We start from the raw sequence: 20,528 nt of genomic DNA on the forward strand, positions 1-20,528 counted from the left end.
ACAATTACTAACACAATCCCACCAGTCAAAGTTCCCCCGCTTTGGCTGGTGGGGTTTTGTATAAGCGAAATTTACCCCGAAAATTTCAAAATTAGTTATAATCCTACTATATTATTTTAGGGGGAATTAACTATGACACAACAACTAGGAACCCATGATTTAGGAACTTACGAATATGTATCTAATGCCTACAATGACAACATGCGTATTCCTGAATACAAACTGCCTGCATCGCTAGCAGATGGTGAACAGACAGTTTTTGATACTGACGTAATTAAAATGATCATAGATGTTAAAGCGCAGCGAGTTGTTAAGGTAACAATCATCACCCCAGAACCCACTTCATCAACATATATGCAGGTATTTGAAGGATTTGAATTTGGATTAGATGCACTGGGAACTTGGATCAACACTTATCACCGTTCAACATCCACCCATGGTAAGGCAGCCGACGTGGTAAACGGGATTCTAGCTAGTTATGACACAACTGCAGATAATGTTCTTACTGTGAGCCTAACTCGAGCCAACTAAATTCACTTATCCATTTTAAACATGTAGGGGTATCATTATAGTTAACAAACTATTGGAGGTACCCCTATGTTTTGGTTATGGATTCACTTAATTGCTTGGATTGTCTTGGCAGTAATTGTAATTATTGCCCTTTCCTCAAAAAATAACAATATTTTCCCACTGGCAATGACTGCGCGGGTAATATATCTTGTCGCAATAATTAGTGGAGTAGTTCTCTTACTGAATGCGTGGAAGTACGCCCCACTATTGGCCTCAGTAAAAGCAGTTCTCGGAATCGGTCTGCTTGGATTGATTGAGATTGCATTCGCCAAAAAGCAAACTAGTAAATTGTCAAAACCGCTGTTGTTTTCAACAATTGGTTGCTGCATTTTATTAGGATTTTTTGGTCTTTGGTTGTCTCAAGGAAGACCGTTTCTGTAGGTGATTGGCAATGTACACAGTAAAATACCAATCACGCTTTAAAAAGCATCTGCAAAATCTGCTGCGGGCTCAACGCTTTAGTAAAAAAGATTTTAAAGCAATTGAAGAGTTAATCGTTAACGGAACTCCAATTCCTGAAAAATATGATGATCACGTAATTAAAAGCCATAAACCTAGAAGAGCATTATTTATCAAAGGCAGCTGGCTATTAATATATGAATATCACGATGATCAAGTAACTTTTTTAGATGTTGGTCGTCACGGAGAAATTTAAATCCAGTTGTGATATTTTCAAATCTGGAAATATCATGACTGGATTTTTTGCACCCAAAACTGCACACCCCCATTCACAACCACCCTGTTATAATTGACCCATGAATTACATTTTTAGAATAGGAGCATTCAATGTCAGAACAAATACTAACAGTTAATGGCCTAACCAAGCGGTTTGGAGATAAAGTTATTCTCGACAACATCTCCTTCTCGGTCGCTACTGGACACATTGTTGGCCTAGTTGGCCCAAATGGTGCTGGTAAAACAACAATAATGAAATCAATTCTTGGCCTGTTCAAAACGGATAATGGCAGCATAAAAATTGGCGGATTGCCCGTTACCACCATTGATCACCAAGCTTTAGAAGCGGTTGGAGCGCTTATCGAATATCCCGGGATCTATCCATTTCTCAGTGGAATCGACCATTTAAAACTATTCGCAAACGATACTACCAGCGATAGTCAGATTACCTATATTGTCGACCGACTCAAAATGACCAACTATATTGGTCGCAAAGCTAAAAGCTATTCGCTAGGAATGAAGCAAAAATTAGGCATTGCAATGGCGCTAATCAATCACCCTCAAATTGTAATCCTAGATGAACCAATGAATGGATTAGACCCCCAAGCCAATCGTGATTTACGTGACTTGATTGTTGATTTAGCCAGCACAGGGACTACCTTTTTGATTTCTAGTCACATTCTTAGCGAATTAGAAAAATTAGTTGATGATTTAGTGGTTATTAATCGGGGAAAAATTGTTGCCCAGGGAAGCATGGATTCCTTTGAAGCGACTGGAACCGTTACAATCAGCATTGATACCAACAACAACCTTGCAGCTAAGGCACTGCTTGGTTCATTTGGTTATGAAGTTATTGATACAGCGGCAGAAGGACCTGTACAAATATCTTTGGATGCAGGTGCCAATTTAAATGACATTCTTGAAGTGCTAATTAAAAACCGCATTCAAATCATTCAAGCCACCCAGGATCATCAAGATTTAGAATCGTCATTACTTAACCTATTACGAGAATAAGGAGCAAAACGTTGACTTCACTTATCAATCAAGAATTATTTAAGCTTGCTAAAAAAAGAAGTACAGTAGCAGTCATCCTCATTATCATTGGGATTATGACTATCTTTGCGGTCGTTTCAAAAATCAACCCCAATCAATTAAGTCCTATGAGTTTATTCACAGGAACGTTTTCTGGCTTAACTTGGGCGGTAATTGCCCTGATTGCGGCTGCTAGCTCAACAGTTGCAATGGAGTTTGAATACGGGACAGTTAAGGAATTACTATATCGTAAATATAGTCGCGGAAAGGTCATCGTCAGTAAGTGGATAGGTTTGGTCTTATACTCTGGCTTTTTGTTTATCCTAGTATTCGTCTACTCACTCGTATTAAAGCTGCTATTGTTTCACAATTCGTTTGAGCTATTCAAAAAATACTCGGGTGATTCACATAACCTACTCACAATGACGTTTTTTGATTACCTCGCTGAGTTTTTGTCTTTATGGCTAATTTTAAGTCTAGTCTTACTCATTGCCAATCTGTTTAAAACCGCAGCTGCAGCAGTCTCCATTGGAATCATTGGGTATTTCGCCGTTGCTCTGATTCAATCCCTAATGGGACTGATGATTCACCATTGGCATTGGTTAAAATGGAATCCGTTGAACATGATGAACATCTCTCAGCAAGTTCTTAACCCTGCAGTTAAGAATGTCACCCTGCTGAGCATCCCCGAATTAGTGATTGGTAATTTGGTTTACATTGCCATTTTTCTGTATGCGGGATACTTAATTTTTAAAAATCGGAATGTATGACCTCGTTCTGTCATATGAATTTAATTATTTTTCAATCGGATGTTATTTATATCTACTGCAAAACCTGCTATAATTTTAATTTGTCATGATAACTTTCAGATTGAATCCGTAGAAAAACAGCTATACAGTTTGTTAGATGTCAGTGGCCTAGGCGGTTATGTCGCCTTCGCACTGGCATTTTCTTATGCAATTCATAATTAAAACACAATGCTTATTAAATGATTAAAATTAAGGGTTGTACTTACTAAAAGTAAGTAGTATTCTATCACTTATCCATTCGGATGTTGTGGCCCTAAACCATGCAATTATTTATTTTAATACGGCTACCCATCTGAAAAATATATTTAGAGAAGAGTGAAGAGTATGACGTACAGTTTACTAATTCGCGTGATTGCCGAGTTTATCGGTACCGCTTTATTGGTGATCTTAGGTAATGGTTCAGTTGCAAACGTGGATTTGAAAGGCACTAAGGGTAACAACGGTGGTTGGATCCTCATTGGGCTCGGATACGGTGCTGGAGTAATGATTCCTGCAATGATGTTTGCCACAGTTTCTGGAGCTCAAATCAATCCAGCCTTAACGCTGGCAATGGCACTTAATGGTTTATTCCCTTGGAGTGAGGTTGTTCCTTACATCATCGCCCAAGTACTTGGGGCAATGTTTGGTCAATTGATCGTTGTCTGGAGTTACAAGCCCTACTATGACCAAACAGAAAACCCCCGTGCAATTCTAGGGACATTCTCAACCATTGACAACGCTGATTCTAAGCGTGATGGCTTTATCAACGAGTTCGTTGGTACATTTATCCTAATCTTCGGTGCTTTAGCAATCACCCACGATATTGCATTCAAAGCTAACATCGGCTTAGCAAACTTTACCCTCGGTTTTCTTGTGATGACACTAGTAGTATCCCTTGGTGGTGCCACTGGTCCTGGACTAAACCCCGCAAGAGACCTTGGCCCTCGAATTGTGCATGCTCTTTACCCATTGAAGAACAAAGGTGAATCAATGTGGGGATATGCATGGGTTCCTGTCATTGCCCCATTCCTTGCCGGAATTGCTGCAGTGTTTGCCTTCAAAGGAATTTTAATGAAGTAACTGTTCATACCTATATATACGAAAACGGACGGAAATAATTTCTAAAAGAAATTATCTCTGCCCGTTTTTTTACATTTTATAACTAATTGGCATTATTACATCAAACTGGCTTCCCTGAATTACGAACGAGTCCGAATCACTGATTTCTTCAAAGTACAGGTGCACAAACTTTGGTCGGTATGCGTCTGATTTCTTATCCAACAAAATATGCAAATAGTAACTACGTTTTGCATGAGGCGCTAATTCCTCACCCTGACCGCTATCTATAACACTTTTATCGCTACTATTAATTTGCTTTCCATCTGGTAAAACAATTTGCTTGAGTCCGCCAACAATAATCGAGCGGTTAGAATTATTTGTTACCGTATATTGTGATTTTAAGTACGTATATGGGCTGGTTAATTTATTGGTATCAAAGTCGTTTCCAGAATTAAACTGTTGATCCGAATTCAGTGGTTTATTAGTTGCAATCTTCACTAAATCCACAGTCGTCCCCACTTGCCCAGTTCCTTGGGAATGTTTCTTATCAGTAGAAAGCCCTAACAAAGAAATCTTTCCATAATGGTCACTATAGAAGTACTGCCCTGCTTTACGCAATGGCGCATGACCAACATTATTAGGATCACTAACGTTAGTGGACTTCGGGCTACCTTCATCACTATCTTCCCTAACGGCATTTTCAGTAGTCTTCTCGACCATGGCACCATGAAGGGAATTGTTAATGGTAGCAAATCCAATAAACATCGCTACTGTTAGGAAACATAGGTTGGCAATCAGAATCAACCACCATGACTTATCATTTGTAATCCAATTATTGGCTCGGTGTTTTCCCCGCCGACTTGTTTCAATCGTTTCAGGTGTCTCTTCAATTTCTTTAATGTAAGTATCTTCATCTTCTACTGATTGATTAGTACGAAGATCCCACATCACGATTACCAAACTGACGATGGCAGTTACGATTCCCCAAAGTTTTAAATCGTGAAAACTCTTTGACGCAAACAGCATCGCAACAAACGTTGCTACCAAATTCAATCCTAAAGGCATCAACTTTAAGAGTTTGTTGTTGCTCTCTGCAAATAATATGTATGAAATTCCAGAAATTGCAATCAAAATTGCAAAGTACAAGCCGGTAGAGCTCCCCGTTCCCGCAGAATTTGCAAACGAAAGCATCGCACTGACTAGAGATGATTGGTATGCAAGCACCACTGCTAAAATAACAAAAATAGCCCCCACGGCCAACTTAATTTTTTTCACAATTTCACCTCCCCAAGTACTAGCAATAATAATAGCACAAGAAGTGAGACTGACTATGGCAATTCCAAGAACTTAACCTTTTTTGAAAAAATAAATCACTCATTTAATTTTTCTAATGCTGCCTGCAACTTTAAAACATTATTGAGCATCGAGTCCGCATCATTGCCCAATACAGCTTTCAAGTGCGCATCATTCTCTTTATATACCGCACGAATCTTCTCTCCGGACTTTCTTGCTCTGGGAGTTAACATAATTTGCTTGTACCGACTGTCAGTTTGGGAAACCACTCTGACAATCAGCTCTTTCTTCTCCATTAGCTTTAATAAGGCAGTTGCTGAAGATTTTTGGATGTTAAATTCCTTTTCAATATCAGTTTGAAAGATTGGCTCCTCACCCTCAGTCCGGTATAAGAAATCAATTAAACTCATCTGAGCGGCAGTAATTCCAAATTTTTTTGCTTCTTTAGAAGAGAATCTGGTTAGTGCATTGTTCAGTCTTTTTAACTCAATCGCAAGTGATTTTGACATATTTTTGTCTCCTAGTTTTAATGCTAACTATTGAATATTATTTATCAGTTTACTAAATAAAAGCGGTTTCGTAAACACATTGACACTTGAATTTATTTTCTGAAAATGATAATTTATATAGATGGTTCTATATAGAACTATTTGTCTTAGGAGGAAATTATGGAAAGAAAAGTATCAAAAAAGCTCTACTTATCAATTTTAGCAACTGGACTAATGGCGTTTTGTGGAATCGTTATTGAAACCGCAATGAACGTAACATTTCCAACGCTAATGGACCAATTCAACGTCACCACTGGGACCATTCAGTGGCTAACAACTGGTTACCTACTCATCGTGTCAGTTATTATTCCATTATCTGGGTTTCTAAAGCGGAGGTTTACACTAAAAAGCCTCTTCTTAGCTGCAAGTACGCTATTTATTATTGGACTAATCATTTGTAGTTTTGCAAATAACTTTTCACTATTATTAGCAGGTCGACTCATTCAAGGAATGGGGACCGGAATCGCTTTACCATTAATGTTTAACATTATTTTAGAGCAGGCTCCCTTACAAAAAATTGGCTTTTTAATGGGAATCGGAACTTTAGTTACTGCAGTCGCCCCAGCATTGGGTCCAACATATGGTGGTTTATTGGTTGCAGTTAACTGGCATTTAATTTTCATCTTGTTGCTAATCGTTATGGTGTTTGCATTATTTATTGGTGTTTATGCTATTACCCAAGTAACTGAGACTGAAAAAATCAAGTTAGACATTATCTCATGGATCAGCGTTGCCCTCTTCTTTGCTGGCGCTATCCTTGCATTTAACAGCATTGAATCTTCCATCACTAATGCAGTGATCTTTGGGGTAATCGCAATTTTAGGATTAATTGCGTTTACCTGGAAATCAAATCACTCAACTAGTCCCTTAGTTAATCTCTCGATCTTCAAAGTACCTTCATTTAGCTTGCTACTTTTTGGATTCATCATTTTCCAAATGCTAATTGTTGGTTCTGCGTTTGTCCTACCTAACTATTTGCAAATCGTAAACCAAGTAAACTCTGCCGCAGCAGGTTTACTACTGCTCCCTGGGGCAGCTTTAGGTGCAGTCCTAGCTCCAATTAGTGGTAAATTGTATGACAACTTAGGACCAAGAAAACCAATTAACATCGGCCTTGGATTCCAGGTAGTCGCTTTATTTTTACTCTTTATCACAGCAATGACCGCACCTGCATGGCTCATCATGGTTGGTTACATTTTATTCATGCTAGGAACTGGATTTGCAATGGGGAACATTATGACCAGCGGGCTAAGCCAAGTTACAAAAGAGCTCACTCCCGATGGTAATGCCGCCTTTAACACCCTCCAACAATTTGCCGGTGCACTAGGAACTGCAATTGCTTCACTAGTTTTGGCACTATCACAAGATAAATCTGACTATCTCCACTCAACCGCCGTTGGCGCCCAACACGATTTCTTAATGCTATTCATCATGCTGATCGTGGCAATCATTTCTATCAACATGGGGTTAAGTAAACTTCGTGATTTTAGCGAAAAGATTGACGGTTAGTCATTGACAATTTTTAAAAACCCTGTATATTTAAATGGTAATTATTACTGTTTAATTTGGAGGTGTTTCCGCATGGAAAAACTAGATTTATCATCATCTTATCGGAAACTAAAGAGTCCTAACATTAAGACTCGCAAACGTGCTCTTAAAGCGATTCACGATATTAAGAGACAAAAGAAAGTAAAGTAAACAAAAACTGGTAGTTGTACTCCAACACTTTATGTTGGGGTACAACTACCAGTTTTTTGGTTTTATTTTAATTTATCCATAGCTTTAGCTGGAATATCTGTCTTAGAAACTTGATTCCAAGTGATAACTTGGCCACGACTCTCGTTATAACTTAGTTTTAAGTAAGCATTCATTTTGAGTGGCCTCTTAACGACTCCACTATTGAATTCAACAATCTTCTTTTTACCATCTTGATTATAGGCAGCTTGGTGATACTTGTAGCGGTTATCATTTTTACCCATTCGTTGACCCTTAGTTGTGATCTGGGTGTAGTAATCTTGACCACCGTAGTTTCTTAAATACCAGCCATACCCAGTTGCAAACACGGCAACAAAGGCAATCACGGCAACGATTGTGCTAATAATTAAGTTTCTTTTTTTCATAACATCCTCCAAATATTAGCGAATAAATAAGAACAATGACACAAGCGCCCAAAATGCCACAATCCCAAGTGTCATCCATTTATAGATAGATAGCAAAGCAATGTATTCGCGCAACATCGCACTTGGAAGAAAGTAGAATGAAGTTGGCGCTCCAACCCCCTGGGCATCCAATCCAGCTCTTTTAGCATAGATTGCTCCCCTCAAGACGTGGTAGTTATTGGTAGAAAAAACAATCTTTGGTTTTCTGTTTTCTCCACGTGCTTGCCAATCAGCTTCAATTTTCTGCTTTGAAAATAACATATTTTCATATGTGGATGTCGATTTATCCTCTAACATAATCTTTTCTTCAGGAATTGCTTGGCTCTTTAAGTACTTAGCCATAACGTATGCCTCAGAATAAGGCTCGTCCGGTCCTTTTCCCCCACTTGGAATCATCAAGGAATGTTTGGCGGGAAAATCCTTAAAGTACTGAATCGCTCTATCTAAACGACTTTTTAGCAGTGGCGATACTTCTTCGGATCTAACCCCAGCACCAAGCGTAATCACATAGTCAGCGGGATACTTAACAGGAAACATTTGATACATAAATGAATAGAAGAGGTATCCCACCAAAATGAATGTCAGTGTCGCGTCCACCATCAGCCCCCAAAAGATGATGATAATTAAAAAGTTGGGCCAAATTTCAACATATCTAAGGACCAGGTAACTGGCAAGCGCCATCATGATCAAATTAAATCCGAAAAATAAGGATAACTTAGCCGTTAAACTCTTTCCTTCTTTAATTTGCATCACCATAGTGTTAAACATGAGTGCTAACCCAATAAAGACTGGCAAGGCAATCATCCCAATCAGCATGAACAAGATCACTGCTTCATTGGCCTCCTGTGACGCACCGGCTATGGTGTTCATAACTGCAACTAATCCAGACAAAATCAAGATCATCACGCCAGCAAACAAGAACAGGCCAGCAAAAAAACTTCTGCGGTCTCGCAGTAAAAACAGTCCGGAGCATAAGGTTATTAATGCTCCGAAAATTGCAATTGTCATAAAATCCCACCTCAAAAAAGTTTATTTCCTTAATTCTACCGTGATTACCTCAAGAAACGCAATTAGACGCGTGTTTGTTTATATTAGATTATTTGCACAAAGACGTAAATTATCCCCAAATCCGAACTATTTCACGCTGTAATCTAATCTTAAATAAAGTGAAAAAAAGGCCGCCATTCCGCGTACAATTCACGTTTGTAACCCTTCATTCACTTAAACAACAATTTGTATGCATTGATACTGAAGCGATTATGGTTTACATTGAATCAGGATTTTAATTTAACTACGAATTTTTTCTACAAAAACTAGCTGGAGGATCAATATGAAAGCAGGAAAATTATTTAAAGCGTGCATCGCATTTTTAGGAGCAGTGCTCTTTACAGTTTCAATCGCCAACACTGTTAAACCTAAAGCAGCTTCAACAGTTATTCCCGACATTTCAGAATGGCAAGGAAAATTAACTGGAACAAAGGTTGCAAACCTCAAGAGTCAAGTATCATTCATCATCAATCGTCGTCAGTATGGTGCAGGTTACCAAGACAAATATGCAACTAACAACACTAACCTTTATGTTAAGTACGGTGTTCCGTTCGGTGAATATGACTACGCAACATTTACCAGCGCTGCCAGTGCCAGAGCAGAAGCAAGAACTTTTTATGCTAACTCAAACAAGCACGCCAAGTTTTACGTTCTAGACTTTGAAGAAAATGATGTTCGTTCAGGATCTGCTAACTCAGCTGTTAAAGCTTGGTATAATCAAATGAGAGCATTGACTAACAAAAAGTTGATTTTCTACTCATACCAATCATTTGCAACTACGTATGCTAACTCAGCACGAAAGAGTTTTGACGCACAATGGATTGCGAACTACTCATCACGCCCAACTATCCAGACCGATTTATGGCAATATACTAATAAAAAGTACGTTCCTGCCTTGAAACAATCCGTCGATGCTAGTACAATTTTAAACTCAAGCAAGCCAGTTTCTTGGTGGATCGGTGGTACAAACATGCACACTGATTCAGCAGCAGCAAGTTATTACCAAACTGCCCTTTCTAGCGTAACTACCACTCGCCCAGTTTACCTTTACAACTCATCAAGTTTTAAAGCTGCAAACCGAGTAAAGAAAGTTGCTACTGGAACCAAGATGACCATCAGTGATGTAAAACAACGTTCAACAGGTTCTTACTACTTCGTCACATCTGATGGCCAATACATGACTGCAAATAAAGCATACGTTGCGGGATAACGGAGGATTACAATGAAACTATACAAGATTGCAGCAGTCGCTACTTTAGCGTTAGTTTTGACTGGATGTGCATCCAACCAAAGCGATTCAAAGAACTACAAGGATGAATCAAAGGCAGCTTTGAATTCAAAACCTACTCATAAACACGCAAAGGCAAAGACTAGCACTAACACCAGTTCAACTTCTTCGGAGGCTAGCTCTTCAAGTAGTAGTTCATCCTCATCAGCAGAAACAAAGAGTAACAACAGTTTTGCTAGCCTTTCCAGCCAACTAGCAAGCAAGTTACCAAACACTTTAATTCCCCAAGCTAGTGGCATGAATGCCTCACAGCCAGTAAACATCAAGTATTCTGGCAACTCACAAAATTCAAAGATCACTTACTCACTTGGTCAAAAGAACTTACCACTTAACTCAGCTAGTGCATCAAACAATGCCTACGCTGTATTGACAAAGAAGACTTACGCTTCTGCATCAGCTGCTAAACAAGCCGTTGATTTCCAGCCAGCATCTTCAGTTAAGGGATTACCAAAGGTTTCACTTGGTCATTCAATCACTGGTCACACCCAATCAGGTGCAGGTCAAGAATACATCTCTTGGAATGAAGGTCGTTGGTCAATCTCAGTTCACGGAAGTAAAGTAAACAACACTAATCCAAAGTCTACTGCCGTTTCAGCAGTAAATATGTTTGAACAGTATTCACTTCCAGCTCCAGAATCAGTTGGTACCGTTAAGCTTCTTGCCGGCGATACCACTAACTTGAGCCAAGAAGTTAAGTTCCAAAAGGGTAACCAAGTTTACACCCTTAAGGCAAACACTGCTTCAGCTGCAATTGCTATGGCAGCAAGCATGAAATAAATTATTTCTTACAGAAGTTGGTTAACGAATTTTGTTAGCCAACTTTTTTATTGATTTTTTTCTTAATTTATCAAAAACACCTTGAATTGATAGCGATTTCCATGGAATAATAGTTACTCCGAGGTGTTAATCATGAAATACATAGTCGCACTTATTTTAATAATTTTCCTTTATGTGGCAGTAATTGCCGTAACCACGTACACACAACTTAAGCATCACAAAATCCGCAATGAGAATCGCAAAAAACAACCCTTTGTGTTCTCTGCAAATCACAAGGTGAATCTAGACTCCAGCGACACTTTTAAAGCAGTCTTCTGGGAAAAGTACAAAATGGGACTGCGGTCCCCACTATCTCTATTCAGATAATCAAAAGGTGTGAATCAGAAAAGTAGCTAGCTTTTCAGGTTCACACCTTTTTTTCATCCTTAGGAATAAATAGTTTTGGGGCAACATTAGCTAGGATCAGTAACACGACCGTAGACAGTGCTAAATTCAGGGCTGCTGAGGTACCGTTAAACACTAATGAGTACAAGAATGGGTTCACACTTTTGGGAGCATACTGTGACCACACAAAGGCTCCTGCAAGGTAGCGCCAAGTCCAAGCAATCAAAGTAGCTAAAACAACGCCACTCACTATCATCACTGCTGTAGTTAATCTTCGACGTGTAATATTACGTTTGATTCCCGTTGAAAAAATTCCGGCCAACCCAAGACAGGCATATGCCAAAGGGTACTCCATTAATAACTGCAAAACACTTAAAAAGTTCTTCATCGCTTGGCCATCAACAATTTGTACTAATCCCCAAAGTAATCCAGCGACCATCCCTAAGTACGGTCCCCTTCTAAATGCGTACAATATCATTGGAATCGCTCCAAGCTGAATATCAATCGCACCGTGAGGAGTTTGCAACGGAATAAACGACAATGCCACACAAAGAGCCACTACAACAGCGCCTTCCGTAATTACATTTAAGCTTCCGCTTCGTCCCATCTACATCCCTCACTTTCATACCCTTATTGTAAGGGAATTTGTAAAACAATGTGGGGATCTGTAACTCCATTTTTTAGGAAGTTGCAGTAATTCATAATCATTTATGAGTAGTCCAAAAAATCTACAATACTAAAAGCATCGTAGATTTGTTTAGATTGGATTTTAATCGACTATTATTTATTTAATTCTTCAACAATGGTTTCTTCCATTTTACTTGGCTTGGTGATTGGTGCATATCGTTTAACAAGCTGGCCATCTTTACCAACTAAAAACTTAGTAAAGTTCCATTTAATACGGCCGTTACCTGATTCAGTCTTTAGATAAGTAAACAATGGGTCTTCGTCATCGCCATTAATCACAACTCGCTTAGTCATTGGGAACGTAACTCCATAGTGCAGTTGACAGTACTCACTAGTTGCTTCATCAGAGTCTAATTCCTGTTTAAACTGGTTCGACGGTAACCCAATCACTTCGAGTCCTTGGTCATGATATTTTTTATAGAGATCCTCCAGTCCCTCAAGTTGAGGAGCCAGGCCACACTTACTAGCAGTGTTTACAACTATTAATACTTTGCCTTGATATCTACTAAAGTCAATCTCCTGGCCGTTCATTTCAGTCTCTTTGAAATCATATACCTTGGTCATCTAAACGCACATCCTTCCAATGTCTGGTTGATTTAACCATACCACGCTTATTGGTTGTGTACAATCGACATTTAGCCATAAAACTGTTGATTTGCCAGGATTTGTAAAAGAATCTTTTACTTCTTTAATATTTCTTAACCATTTTGTTTTTGCTTTGTAATATTTTGGTAACCCTCTTCGCTTACAATGTGTTCTTGTAATCAAAAATAGAGGATGAATTATAGAATATGAATATCAAAAAAGCATTAATGTTGCTGACAATCGTCTTGGGGATCAACGTCAGCGCACTCGCAGCACCCATTTTAAATAACTCAATTGAAACCGCACAGGCGAAAAAGAACCCCCGCGGTAAAGCATACGTTACTAAACGCCAATTCCGTTTCCGCGGAGTGGTTAAGTATCACGGTAAAAAGTGGACTTACTATACTGGTAGTCGCTTTGCTGATGGTAGTCGCAATCATGGTGGCTACGACAAGAACGGCTACATTATCGTATCAGCACCTCGTTCATACAAATTCGGTACAAAGATTAAAACTCCACTTGGTTGGGGCGTTGTACACGATCGTGGAACGGCAATGACAAAGTATCATTTTGATGTGGTTATCTAATAGCTACTGTGCGTGGTACATTCGCTTAAATATAAAAATGTTTCTCGTAACAGAAACACAATTTACAAATCACCAAACTATTCTACAACAATGAAAAGAGGCTGGGACAAAAACTAGGCTCATCAAAAAAATACCGTTATAATTTCAAAAAATGAAATTATAACGGTATTTTTTCTTATATACAGATAGTTGCTACACGCAGTAACCATCAGGACTGAGAGCCATTACCCATGACTCTCAGTTACTGTTGGTCTTGCGGGGGTGGGACGACGAAAGCATCTTCGTATGCTTTCTGTCCCACTCCCTTTTTTGTGCTTATCACTTAACCTTTTCTCCCGGTTCCGTTTCCACTAGCTCTAAGTCCTTGCCAGCCAGTTCATACTCACCAAAATTAGATGGGATTATAAAATGCATCCCTTTTTCCAAATTCGACACATTACCTGCCTTAGTAAGCGTCCCAGAACCAGCAGTCACCGATACCAACTTAAATGAATCGGCAGCCTGTGTTTGGCCCAAACTCTCAGTTGAAATTCTTAACCGTTTCACACTAAAGTAATCTGTTGAAACAAACGTTGTTTCTTCAACTCCATCACTAGTAACGGTCAGCGGGTGAATCTCTGGCTCCTCAAACGGTACGGTCGTGACATCAATCGCACTATCCAAGTCTAAAGTCCGTTTTTTACCTGTTTTTTGGTCTACCCGATCGAAATCATAAAGCCGATAGGTAGTATCAGAACTTTGTTGAGGTTCCAGTACAACCACCCCTTCAGCAAGGGCATGAATTGTACCTGAGGGAACATAAATGAAGTCTCCCTTTTTTACCGGCTTGCGTTTTAATAACTGATCCCACTTCCCTGTGTGAATCATCTCAGCCAATTCTTCTTTAGTCTTTGCATTGTGACCATAGAAGATACTTGCCCCAGGCTCCGCTGATAGTACGTACCAACATTCAGTCTTACCTAATTCGGTTGGACCTTCGTGTTCAGCAGCATACGCATCATCAGGATGAACCTGAATCGAAAGATTAGCATTAGCATCCAAGATTTTCACCATTAATGGAAATGGTTTCGAGTTATCCTTATTCGCAAACAGCTCTGGGTGGGACTGCCACAAATCGTTTAACTTTGTACCTGCAAACTCACCATTAGCAACCGTTGTCGTTCCGTGTGGGTGAGCACTAATTCCCCAAGCTTCACCAGTCTTGTCAGACGGGATCTGGTAGCCAAACTGCTTCGCGAGTTGATTGCCACCCCAAATCTTTTCGTGCAACACCGGAACCATAAATAGTGGTTCATTCATTGTAAAACTCCCCTTGAATTAAAGTCTTTGGTTAAGTTCCTTACCAAGTTCTTCAAATCCAGGTTTACCGAGCAATGCGAACATATTCTTCTTGTAGGCTTCAACCCCTGGTTGGTTAAATGGGTTGATTCCGTTAAGGTAACCAGAAATGGATACCGCAATCTCGAAGAAGTAAATTAAGTAACCTAATGTATATTCGGTCTGATCTGGAATGTGAACACTCATGTTAGGAACGTTACCATCCGTATGGGCTAATGTAACCCCTTCAAATGCCTTGGTATTAGCAAAGTCCATCGTCTTACCTTCAATATACTTCAAACCATCAAGATTGTCATCTTCCTTTGGAATTTCCATGTCATGGTTTGGCTTATCAACTTTAACAACGGTTTCCATCAAGTTACGTAAACCTTCTTGGATATATTGGCCAAGTGAGTGCAAATCAGTTGAGAAGTTTGCTGATGAAGGGTAAATTCCCTTTTCATCCTTACCTTCTGACTCACCCATCAGTTGCTTCCACCATTCTGATAGATACATCATATTTGGCTCGTAATTCTCAAGCAACTCCGTTGTGTAGCCCTTACGGTAAAGAATGTTCCGGTAAGCTGCGTATTGATATGCTTCATTTTTAGTCAAATCAGTGTCGGTGTAGTCATCAGATGCATCAGCAGCACCCTTCATCAAATCATCGATGTTGGCACCAGAAACTGCGATTGGTAACAAACCAACCGGAGTTAATACTGAGTAACGGCCACCAACGCCATCAGGAATAACAAACGTTTCGTAACCGTGTGCGTCAGCTTCTTGTCTAAGTGCCCCACGAGCTTTATCAGTGGTTGCGTAAATTCGTTCATTTGCACCAGCTTCACCGTATTTATCAATCAATTTATCTTTGAAGATTCTAAATGCAATTGAAGGTTCAGTTGTGGTACCTGACTTAGAAATCACGTTAACTGAAAAGTCACGGTCACCGATCATATTGATCAGATCGTATACGTACGAAGAACTCAGTGAGTTGCCCGCAAAAAATACTTGTGGAAATTCACGTTGATCATCTGGTAAGTAGTTAAAGAAACTATCATGAAGAAAATCAACGGCCATCTTGGCCCCTAAATATGAGCCACCAATTCCGATGACAACTAAGACTTTTGAGTCTGATTGAATCTTCTTAGCAGCGGCTTTAATTCTGGCAAACTCTTCCTTGTCAAAATCCTTAGGTAAAGTTAACCAGTCTCTGAAATCACTACCGGCACCAGTGCCTTGACGTAATTGATCATCAGCAGCGTTAACTAACGCTTGCATCTCTCCTAATTCGTTGTCATGAACAAACTTAGATAATTTTGAACTATCAAATTTAATGTGAGCCAATGTAAATCTCTCCTCGTTGAATATTTTTATTTACCAACATTAAGTGCTTGGTGTTTTAGTCCTGGAAATACATGTTTATCAGCTACTCCGGTAATTGCTCCTTGGAATAAGAAAGCAAAGATGGTTCCTAAACCGAAGTTAGTGAATTGGCGAGTCACTGCAAATGCAATGATGGCCATGATTGTAGGTGGGATGTATGATGCCCACATCGCCAGATTAGCGTTACCCTTGAAGTATTTGAATCGCAAAATTTGCATCAAATCATCTGCTGGGTGAAGCACCACATTTGCTCTTTGGTAAATTGAAATCGCTGTTCCAATCAGTGCAACCCCAAAGAAGTTCAAGAGGATGTAGAAAATTACCATTCCAGTTGAGTTTGCATCTGGAAGTCCACCAAAGAATGAGTACTTACCAATAAAGAAGTTTTCAAAAATTTGGATCAAAGCTGAGAAAGGTACCATGAAAATCAAGTTACCTAAAGCTCTTCCCCATTCCAACTTACCAACCAACAGTGCGTTAAGCAGCGTGGTTAAAATTCCTAGAATCAAGAACGTCCAGAATAGGTTCCAGCCAAATGCCACACTCAGGTTCGCTTCAGCGGCGGTCCAATATGCTGAGCCTAAAAATGAAGGATGAATCTTGGCACTAGTTGCTAATGTCAAAACGTTTCCGGCTGAATTTAGTACCAATGAAAATACAAAGAAGGCAATTGCCTTAGCCATTGAAATCGTTCGGCCGTTGTTACTAATAGATTGTGTTGTTTCCATTCTTTTCACCTACTTATTCAACTCTTTTAAAGCCATCGCAAAGTCACCAACAGTTGCTGAGCCATTGTTCTTCACAAGTGGCATTACAATGTAGTCGGTCAAGTTACCAACATCAACGTAACCATTCATTAATTTATCAAATTCAACCCGAACTTTAGTAAGGAATTCTGGGCTAACAACCCCGCCACCAAAGACGATTTTTCCTGGGCGCAAAGTCAATGTGACTTGAATGGCTGCTTGGGCAACATAGAAAGCCATGATGTCCCAAACATGATCAGTCAACGGAACATCTTTACCTGGTTTACCGAGTCGGGCATCAAACGTTGGTCCCGCCACCAATCCTTCAAGACAGTCGCCGTGGAATGGACAGATTCCCTTAAAATCAAGATCATCAGGATGGCGTTTGAGCCTTACGTGTCCCATTTCAGGATGGCCTAAATCGCCAACAAAGTTTCCGTTAATAATTGACCCTGCTCCAACACCAGTTCCGATGGTATAATAAGTCAATGAGTTAACGTGTTGGTTAAATAAAGTTGCCATCACATATTCACCGTAAGCTGATCCGTTTACATCGGTCGTAAAGTAAATTGGCACATCAATGTCTTTCTTAATTCGACCAACAAAATCGGTGTCAGCCCACCCCGGTTTAGGAGTGTTTGTTATGTACCCATATTTAGGGGCATTTTTTCTTAGCTCAATCGGGCCAAATGAGGAAATTGCAATTGCTGCAATATCATCAAACTGTTTAAAGTAATCAACAGTTTTTTGTAGCGTTTCCTCTGGTGTGGTCGTTGGGAACTGGGCTTGATCGATAATTCGATAGTCCTTATTACCAACAGCGACAACAAATTTGGTTCCTCCTGCTTCGACACTTCCTAATAACATAAAAATTCCTCCCTTAGTAGGTCATGCAACCGTTTGCATTGCTGATACTATATACTATAAGACGATTTCAAAAAATTGCAAGTGTTTTGTAGAAAACGGTTACATTTTGTTTGTAAAGTGCTGGCTTAATGCCGCTTTTTTAACCTGTTTTTTCAAAAAATAAGAGCCTAGATATTTTAAGTATCATTACCTAAAAATATCTAAGCTCTTTTAGTATCTTAATTTATTGCATCACATTACTGCTTCTGAGTATCACTACTAGATAAGCTATGAATACTGGTGAAAAGAGAATAAACAGTGCGTTAATCAACAACCCCACTCCCCATCGGTAGCCCATATCAGCCAGCCCGCTGTATGATTGAGTGGTATCCCAACTGTACTCCCACTGGTTTGCAGTCACCCCGTTGGCAGACCATTGATTATTTCTGTGTTGCATTTGCCGATCCTGGTGGTGTAAGTTCATTGCTCGATCCTTATACGATTCGAACCGCGTTTCATCAGGATTGATTTTCTTTGGGTTTAAAATTCTATAGATAGGAATCAAAAAAGTGTTTATGATAAAGTAAACAACGCTCCCAGAAACGATAACTTTGAACGGTTCAAATGTTAGCGTTCCTTGAAACAGCATAACCAGACCTAAAGCAATCACTGCTCCAACTAAGTAAAAAATATATCTGGCGACCAAAACAACTGCGCTCTTCATACTTACAGCTCCTTTATCCCCCCTTGGATAGCCCTTATTATAGTTCTATAAGCATGATAAGTACATATATTTTGAAAGGATTTTAGCATGAAAATTATCATTTCCCCTGCCAAAAAAATGGTGGTGAATTTAGACGACTTTGATATCTTGGATATGCCTCAATACCTAGACGAAACTAAGCAAATTCTTGCAGAGCTCCAGCAGCTTGATAAGTCTGCTGCCCAAAAATTGTGGCAAACTAGCGATAAATTGACTATTGAAAGCTACCAAATATTAAAACAGACTAACTTAACTGAGCGACTGACGCCCGCCATCATTGCATTTTCTGGCATCCAATATCAGTATATGGCGCCGGGGTTGTTTACCGCTCCCGCCCTAAATTATGTTCAACAAAATCTTCGCATCTTATCTGGTTTCTACGGCATTTTACGTCCTTTTGACGGAATCACCCCTTATCGACTTGAGATGGGGTCAAGAATGAAATTAAGGGGATATAAGAACCTTTACTCTTTCTGGGGTAGCAAACTCTACGATGCACTAGTTAGTGATCAAGAACCAATTATCAACTTAGCCTCAAAAGAATATGCCAAAGCGATTACTCCGTACTTAAAATCAGACCAACAGTTTATTGACATTGTCTTTGGTCATCTAGTTGATGGCAAGCTTAAAACTCGTGCAACATTCGCCAAAATGGCTCGTGGTGAGATGGTTAGGTTCGCTGCTGAAAGGAACGTAACCGACCCAATCCAACTAAAAGAATTTGACCATTTGGATTATAAGTTTGATGAGCGGCGCTCAACGGATATGCAGTATATCTTTATAAAGGATGAAAAGTAATCCAATTAAGCCAAGAGTGAAAATTACAACACGATAACTGGTAAAATGACTAAGAATATGAAGGACTAATCACAATTGATTTAATTGTGACTGCTATTTACTTATATGCTTACTGTCCTGAGGCTCTCAGTCCTAATAGTTACTGCGTGTAGCAACTATCTGAATAGAAGAAAAAATGCCGTTATAATTTCAAAAAGTGAAATTATAACAGCATTTTTTTCGTTGAGCCTTGTCTTGTCCCAACCTCTTTTAATTATCAAGAATTTGGGTAATTCCAGCTTCAAATGAAGTTACATCAAATTTGGGGAATTTAGTTTTAAATTTATTTGAAAGAAAAACGTTATCTACCCTATATCGAGGTAACAACTCCATTGATTCTTTCAATGCCGGATTAAATAGGCTTCCTAACTTGAACATCCATAACTTGATTACAGAGTATTTAATCGGCTTTCCTAAAACTTGCTCAGAAATCTTAAGCATTTCCTGATAAGTAATCCCCTTCGTAGTTGGTAAATGCCAAGTCTGGCCATAAGCAGATTCAGTATTTCCAATTAACGCCATTGCCCGACTAGCATCTGGAGTCCAAATCAAAGTTCGTTTTGTCTTATCATTAACTGGTATGAAAACTCGCTTACCAGCTTTAATGCGATTAAAGATCATAGAATTAGTAATGCTTTTGGTGTTATCTGGGCCGTAAAACTCCGGTGCTCGACAAATGACAATTGGTAAGTCTCCTTTCTTTATTTCATCTATTAGTCGTTTAGCCATCTTGGCCCTTACCGTTGACTTGCGTCCTTCATGAAGTAAAGGACTGGATTCAGTCTGTGGCGTATCGTTTTTAGGGTACATATAGGTATTATCGAAAAAAACTAGTTTACTGTGAGCCTGCTTACTAGCGTTGATGATATTATCTAGCATAACTAAAAATTGTTGTTCCCACATATCTGAATTCATTGGCAATCCTGCAGTAAAGTAAACGATATCACTACCCGCTACCGCAGCTAACGTTTCATCATAGTCTAGCAAGTTAGCAGCAACCGTCTGGTCACTTGGGTGTATCCGCTTAGGATTTCGACTAACTAGTCGTAATTCTTGAGTGTAATTTTTATATAATTCTTCGGCCAACTCGTGACCGATTTGACCGTTGCTTCCTAAAATGGTTTGCATAAAGTTTCCTCTGCTTTCGTTTAATG

At 39.4% G+C, this 20,528-nt stretch carries 24 protein-coding genes; 12 read left to right on the top strand and 12 right to left on the bottom strand.

Annotated elements, in window-relative coordinates; genetic code table 11:
• The first annotated feature begins 132 nt into the window (after positions 1-132).
• The 6 genes from PL11_RS01435 to PL11_RS01460 all read left to right on the top strand — a co-directional run bounded on the left by PL11_RS01435 (position 133) and on the right by PL11_RS01460 (position 4,145).
• A complete protein-coding gene (locus PL11_RS01435) occupies positions 133-531 on the top strand; it encodes a hypothetical protein (RefSeq protein ID WP_035165820.1) in 399 nt (132 codons plus the stop codon).
• 66 nt (positions 532-597) lie between these two features.
• On the top strand, positions 598-951 hold the full coding sequence (locus tag PL11_RS01440; protein WP_035165821.1) for a YisL family protein: 354 nt from the start codon (positions 598-600) through the stop codon (positions 949-951).
• Between the two features lie 4 nt (positions 952-955).
• The gene (locus tag PL11_RS01445) at positions 956-1,225 is read left to right on the top strand and encodes a type II toxin-antitoxin system RelE/ParE family toxin (protein ID WP_418287661.1); all 270 of its coding nucleotides are present in this window, start codon (positions 956-958) and stop codon (positions 1,223-1,225) included.
• A gap of 131 nt (positions 1,226-1,356) precedes the next feature.
• Positions 1,357-2,259: an ABC transporter ATP-binding protein gene (locus PL11_RS01450; RefSeq protein ID WP_035165823.1), complete on the top strand. Its 903-nt coding sequence runs from the start codon at positions 1,357-1,359 to the stop codon at positions 2,257-2,259.
• A gap of 11 nt (positions 2,260-2,270) precedes the next feature.
• Complete coding sequence (locus tag PL11_RS01455; RefSeq protein WP_035165824.1) at positions 2,271-3,047, top strand: ABC transporter permease; 777 nt, start codon at positions 2,271-2,273, stop codon at positions 3,045-3,047.
• A gap of 363 nt (positions 3,048-3,410) precedes the next feature.
• A complete protein-coding gene (locus PL11_RS01460) occupies positions 3,411-4,145 on the top strand; it encodes an MIP/aquaporin family protein (RefSeq protein WP_035165826.1) in 735 nt (244 codons plus the stop codon).
• Positions 4,146-4,214: 69 nt separating this feature from the next.
• On the opposite strand, the gene PL11_RS01465 is transcribed toward PL11_RS01460, so the two are convergent.
• The gene (locus PL11_RS01465) at positions 4,215-5,399 is read right to left on the bottom strand and encodes a tripartite tricarboxylate transporter TctB family protein (protein WP_052127641.1); all 1,185 of its coding nucleotides are present in this window, start codon (positions 5,397-5,399) and stop codon (positions 4,215-4,217) included.
• A gap of 95 nt (positions 5,400-5,494) precedes the next feature.
• Complete coding sequence (locus PL11_RS01470) at positions 5,495-5,926, bottom strand: MarR family winged helix-turn-helix transcriptional regulator (RefSeq protein ID WP_035165828.1); 432 nt, start codon at positions 5,924-5,926, stop codon at positions 5,495-5,497.
• A 159-nt stretch (positions 5,927-6,085) separates the two neighbouring features.
• Here PL11_RS01470 and PL11_RS01475 point away from each other — a divergent pair, with 159 nt between their 5' ends.
• Both PL11_RS01475 and PL11_RS10305 read left to right on the top strand, forming a co-directional pair.
• Entirely contained in the window at positions 6,086-7,474 is a 1,389-nt protein-coding gene (locus PL11_RS01475) for an MFS transporter (RefSeq protein ID WP_035165830.1), read from the top strand.
• Positions 7,475-7,546: 72 nt separating this feature from the next.
• A complete protein-coding gene (locus PL11_RS10305; RefSeq protein ID WP_191982075.1) occupies positions 7,547-7,663 on the top strand; it encodes a putative metal homeostasis protein in 117 nt (38 codons plus the stop codon).
• A gap of 62 nt (positions 7,664-7,725) precedes the next feature.
• Here PL11_RS10305 and PL11_RS01480 read toward each other — a convergent pair whose 3' ends face one another.
• Positions 7,726-8,085 carry a YxeA family protein gene (locus PL11_RS01480; protein ID WP_035165834.1) on the bottom strand — a complete coding sequence of 120 codons (360 nt, stop codon included), beginning with the start codon at positions 8,083-8,085 and terminating at the stop codon, positions 7,726-7,728.
• A 15-nt stretch (positions 8,086-8,100) separates the two neighbouring features.
• Positions 8,101-9,132 (bottom strand): YdcF family protein, encoded by a 1,032-nt coding sequence (locus tag PL11_RS01485; RefSeq protein ID WP_035165836.1) that lies wholly within the window; start codon positions 9,130-9,132, stop codon positions 8,101-8,103.
• A gap of 322 nt (positions 9,133-9,454) precedes the next feature.
• Between PL11_RS01485 and PL11_RS01490 the strand changes: the two genes are divergently transcribed.
• Both PL11_RS01490 and PL11_RS01495 read left to right on the top strand, forming a co-directional pair.
• Positions 9,455-10,381, top strand: coding sequence for a GH25 family lysozyme (locus tag PL11_RS01490; protein WP_052127642.1), 927 nt, complete (start codon positions 9,455-9,457; stop codon positions 10,379-10,381).
• Positions 10,382-10,393: 12 nt separating this feature from the next.
• Complete coding sequence (locus PL11_RS01495) at positions 10,394-11,236, top strand: hypothetical protein (protein ID WP_035165838.1); 843 nt, start codon at positions 10,394-10,396, stop codon at positions 11,234-11,236.
• Positions 11,237-11,642: 406 nt separating this feature from the next.
• On the opposite strand, the gene thiT is transcribed toward PL11_RS01495, so the two are convergent.
• On the bottom strand, positions 11,643-12,227 hold the full coding sequence (gene thiT, locus PL11_RS01505; protein ID WP_035165844.1) for an energy-coupled thiamine transporter ThiT: 585 nt from the start codon (positions 12,225-12,227) through the stop codon (positions 11,643-11,645).
• 173 nt (positions 12,228-12,400) lie between these two features.
• Complete coding sequence (locus PL11_RS01510) at positions 12,401-12,871, bottom strand: glutathione peroxidase (RefSeq protein WP_035165846.1); 471 nt, start codon at positions 12,869-12,871, stop codon at positions 12,401-12,403.
• Positions 12,872-13,098: 227 nt separating this feature from the next.
• Between PL11_RS01510 and PL11_RS01515 the strand changes: the two genes are divergently transcribed.
• Entirely contained in the window at positions 13,099-13,479 is a 381-nt protein-coding gene (locus PL11_RS01515; protein WP_052127644.1) for a hypothetical protein, read from the top strand.
• 318 nt (positions 13,480-13,797) lie between these two features.
• Here the strand turns inward: PL11_RS01515 and manA are convergent, their stop codons facing one another.
• The 5 genes from manA to PL11_RS01540 all read right to left on the bottom strand — a co-directional run bounded on the left by manA (position 13,798) and on the right by PL11_RS01540 (position 18,498).
• Positions 13,798-14,778 (bottom strand): mannose-6-phosphate isomerase, class I, encoded by a 981-nt coding sequence (gene manA / locus PL11_RS01520; protein WP_035165848.1) that lies wholly within the window; start codon positions 14,776-14,778, stop codon positions 13,798-13,800.
• Between the two features lie 18 nt (positions 14,779-14,796).
• Complete coding sequence (locus PL11_RS01525) at positions 14,797-16,143, bottom strand: glucose-6-phosphate isomerase (protein ID WP_035165850.1); 1,347 nt, start codon at positions 16,141-16,143, stop codon at positions 14,797-14,799.
• Positions 16,144-16,169: 26 nt separating this feature from the next.
• The gene (locus PL11_RS01530; RefSeq protein ID WP_078256882.1) at positions 16,170-16,910 is read right to left on the bottom strand and encodes a DUF6198 family protein; all 741 of its coding nucleotides are present in this window, start codon (positions 16,908-16,910) and stop codon (positions 16,170-16,172) included.
• Between the two features lie 9 nt (positions 16,911-16,919).
• Entirely contained in the window at positions 16,920-17,795 is an 876-nt protein-coding gene (scrK, locus tag PL11_RS01535) for a fructokinase ScrK (protein WP_035165853.1), read from the bottom strand.
• Between the two features lie 223 nt (positions 17,796-18,018).
• Positions 18,019-18,498 carry a hypothetical protein gene (locus PL11_RS01540; RefSeq protein ID WP_052127645.1) on the bottom strand — a complete coding sequence of 160 codons (480 nt, stop codon included), beginning with the start codon at positions 18,496-18,498 and terminating at the stop codon, positions 18,019-18,021.
• Positions 18,499-18,585: 87 nt separating this feature from the next.
• Here PL11_RS01540 and yaaA point away from each other — a divergent pair, with 87 nt between their 5' ends.
• Entirely contained in the window at positions 18,586-19,335 is a 750-nt protein-coding gene (yaaA, locus tag PL11_RS01545) for a peroxide stress protein YaaA (RefSeq protein WP_035165855.1), read from the top strand.
• Positions 19,336-19,584: 249 nt separating this feature from the next.
• Here yaaA and PL11_RS01550 read toward each other — a convergent pair whose 3' ends face one another.
• On the bottom strand, positions 19,585-20,502 hold the full coding sequence (locus PL11_RS01550) for an NAD-dependent epimerase/dehydratase family protein (RefSeq protein WP_035165857.1): 918 nt from the start codon (positions 20,500-20,502) through the stop codon (positions 19,585-19,587).
• Positions 20,503-20,528 lie beyond the last annotated feature (26 nt).

It is taken from the genome of Lentilactobacillus curieae (assembly GCF_000785105.2).
Taxonomy (GTDB): domain Bacteria; phylum Bacillota; class Bacilli; order Lactobacillales; family Lactobacillaceae; genus Lentilactobacillus; species Lentilactobacillus curieae.

Coding starts and splice junctions, on each gene's coding strand:
- PL11_RS01435 (WP_035165820.1), top strand. CDS start 133: ATGACACAACAACTAGGAACCCATGATTTAGGAACTTACGAATATGTA.
- PL11_RS01440 (WP_035165821.1), top strand. CDS start 598: ATGTTTTGGTTATGGATTCACTTAATTGCTTGGATTGTCTTGGCAGTA.
- PL11_RS01450 (WP_035165823.1), top strand. CDS start 1,357: ATGTCAGAACAAATACTAACAGTTAATGGCCTAACCAAGCGGTTTGGA.
- PL11_RS01460 (WP_035165826.1), top strand. CDS start 3,411: ATGACGTACAGTTTACTAATTCGCGTGATTGCCGAGTTTATCGGTACC.
- PL11_RS01470 (WP_035165828.1), bottom strand. CDS start 5,926: ATGTCAAAATCACTTGCGATTGAGTTAAAAAGACTGAACAATGCACTA.
- PL11_RS01475 (WP_035165830.1), top strand. CDS start 6,086: ATGGAAAGAAAAGTATCAAAAAAGCTCTACTTATCAATTTTAGCAACT.
- PL11_RS10305 (WP_191982075.1), top strand. CDS start 7,547: ATGGAAAAACTAGATTTATCATCATCTTATCGGAAACTAAAGAGTCCT.
- PL11_RS01480 (WP_035165834.1), bottom strand. CDS start 8,085: ATGAAAAAAAGAAACTTAATTATTAGCACAATCGTTGCCGTGATTGCC.
- PL11_RS01485 (WP_035165836.1), bottom strand. CDS start 9,132: ATGACAATTGCAATTTTCGGAGCATTAATAACCTTATGCTCCGGACTG.
- PL11_RS01490 (WP_052127642.1), top strand. CDS start 9,455: ATGAAAGCAGGAAAATTATTTAAAGCGTGCATCGCATTTTTAGGAGCA.
- PL11_RS01495 (WP_035165838.1), top strand. CDS start 10,394: ATGAAACTATACAAGATTGCAGCAGTCGCTACTTTAGCGTTAGTTTTG.
- thiT (WP_035165844.1), bottom strand. CDS start 12,227: ATGGGACGAAGCGGAAGCTTAAATGTAATTACGGAAGGCGCTGTTGTA.
- PL11_RS01510 (WP_035165846.1), bottom strand. CDS start 12,871: ATGACCAAGGTATATGATTTCAAAGAGACTGAAATGAACGGCCAGGAG.
- PL11_RS01515 (WP_052127644.1), top strand. CDS start 13,099: ATGAATATCAAAAAAGCATTAATGTTGCTGACAATCGTCTTGGGGATC.
- manA (WP_035165848.1), bottom strand. CDS start 14,778: ATGAATGAACCACTATTTATGGTTCCGGTGTTGCACGAAAAGATTTGG.
- PL11_RS01530 (WP_078256882.1), bottom strand. CDS start 16,910: ATGGAAACAACACAATCTATTAGTAACAACGGCCGAACGATTTCAATG.
- scrK (WP_035165853.1), bottom strand. CDS start 17,795: ATGTTATTAGGAAGTGTCGAAGCAGGAGGAACCAAATTTGTTGTCGCT.
- PL11_RS01540 (WP_052127645.1), bottom strand. CDS start 18,498: ATGAAGAGCGCAGTTGTTTTGGTCGCCAGATATATTTTTTACTTAGTT.
- yaaA (WP_035165855.1), top strand. CDS start 18,586: ATGAAAATTATCATTTCCCCTGCCAAAAAAATGGTGGTGAATTTAGAC.
- PL11_RS01550 (WP_035165857.1), bottom strand. CDS start 20,502: ATGCAAACCATTTTAGGAAGCAACGGTCAAATCGGTCACGAGTTGGCC.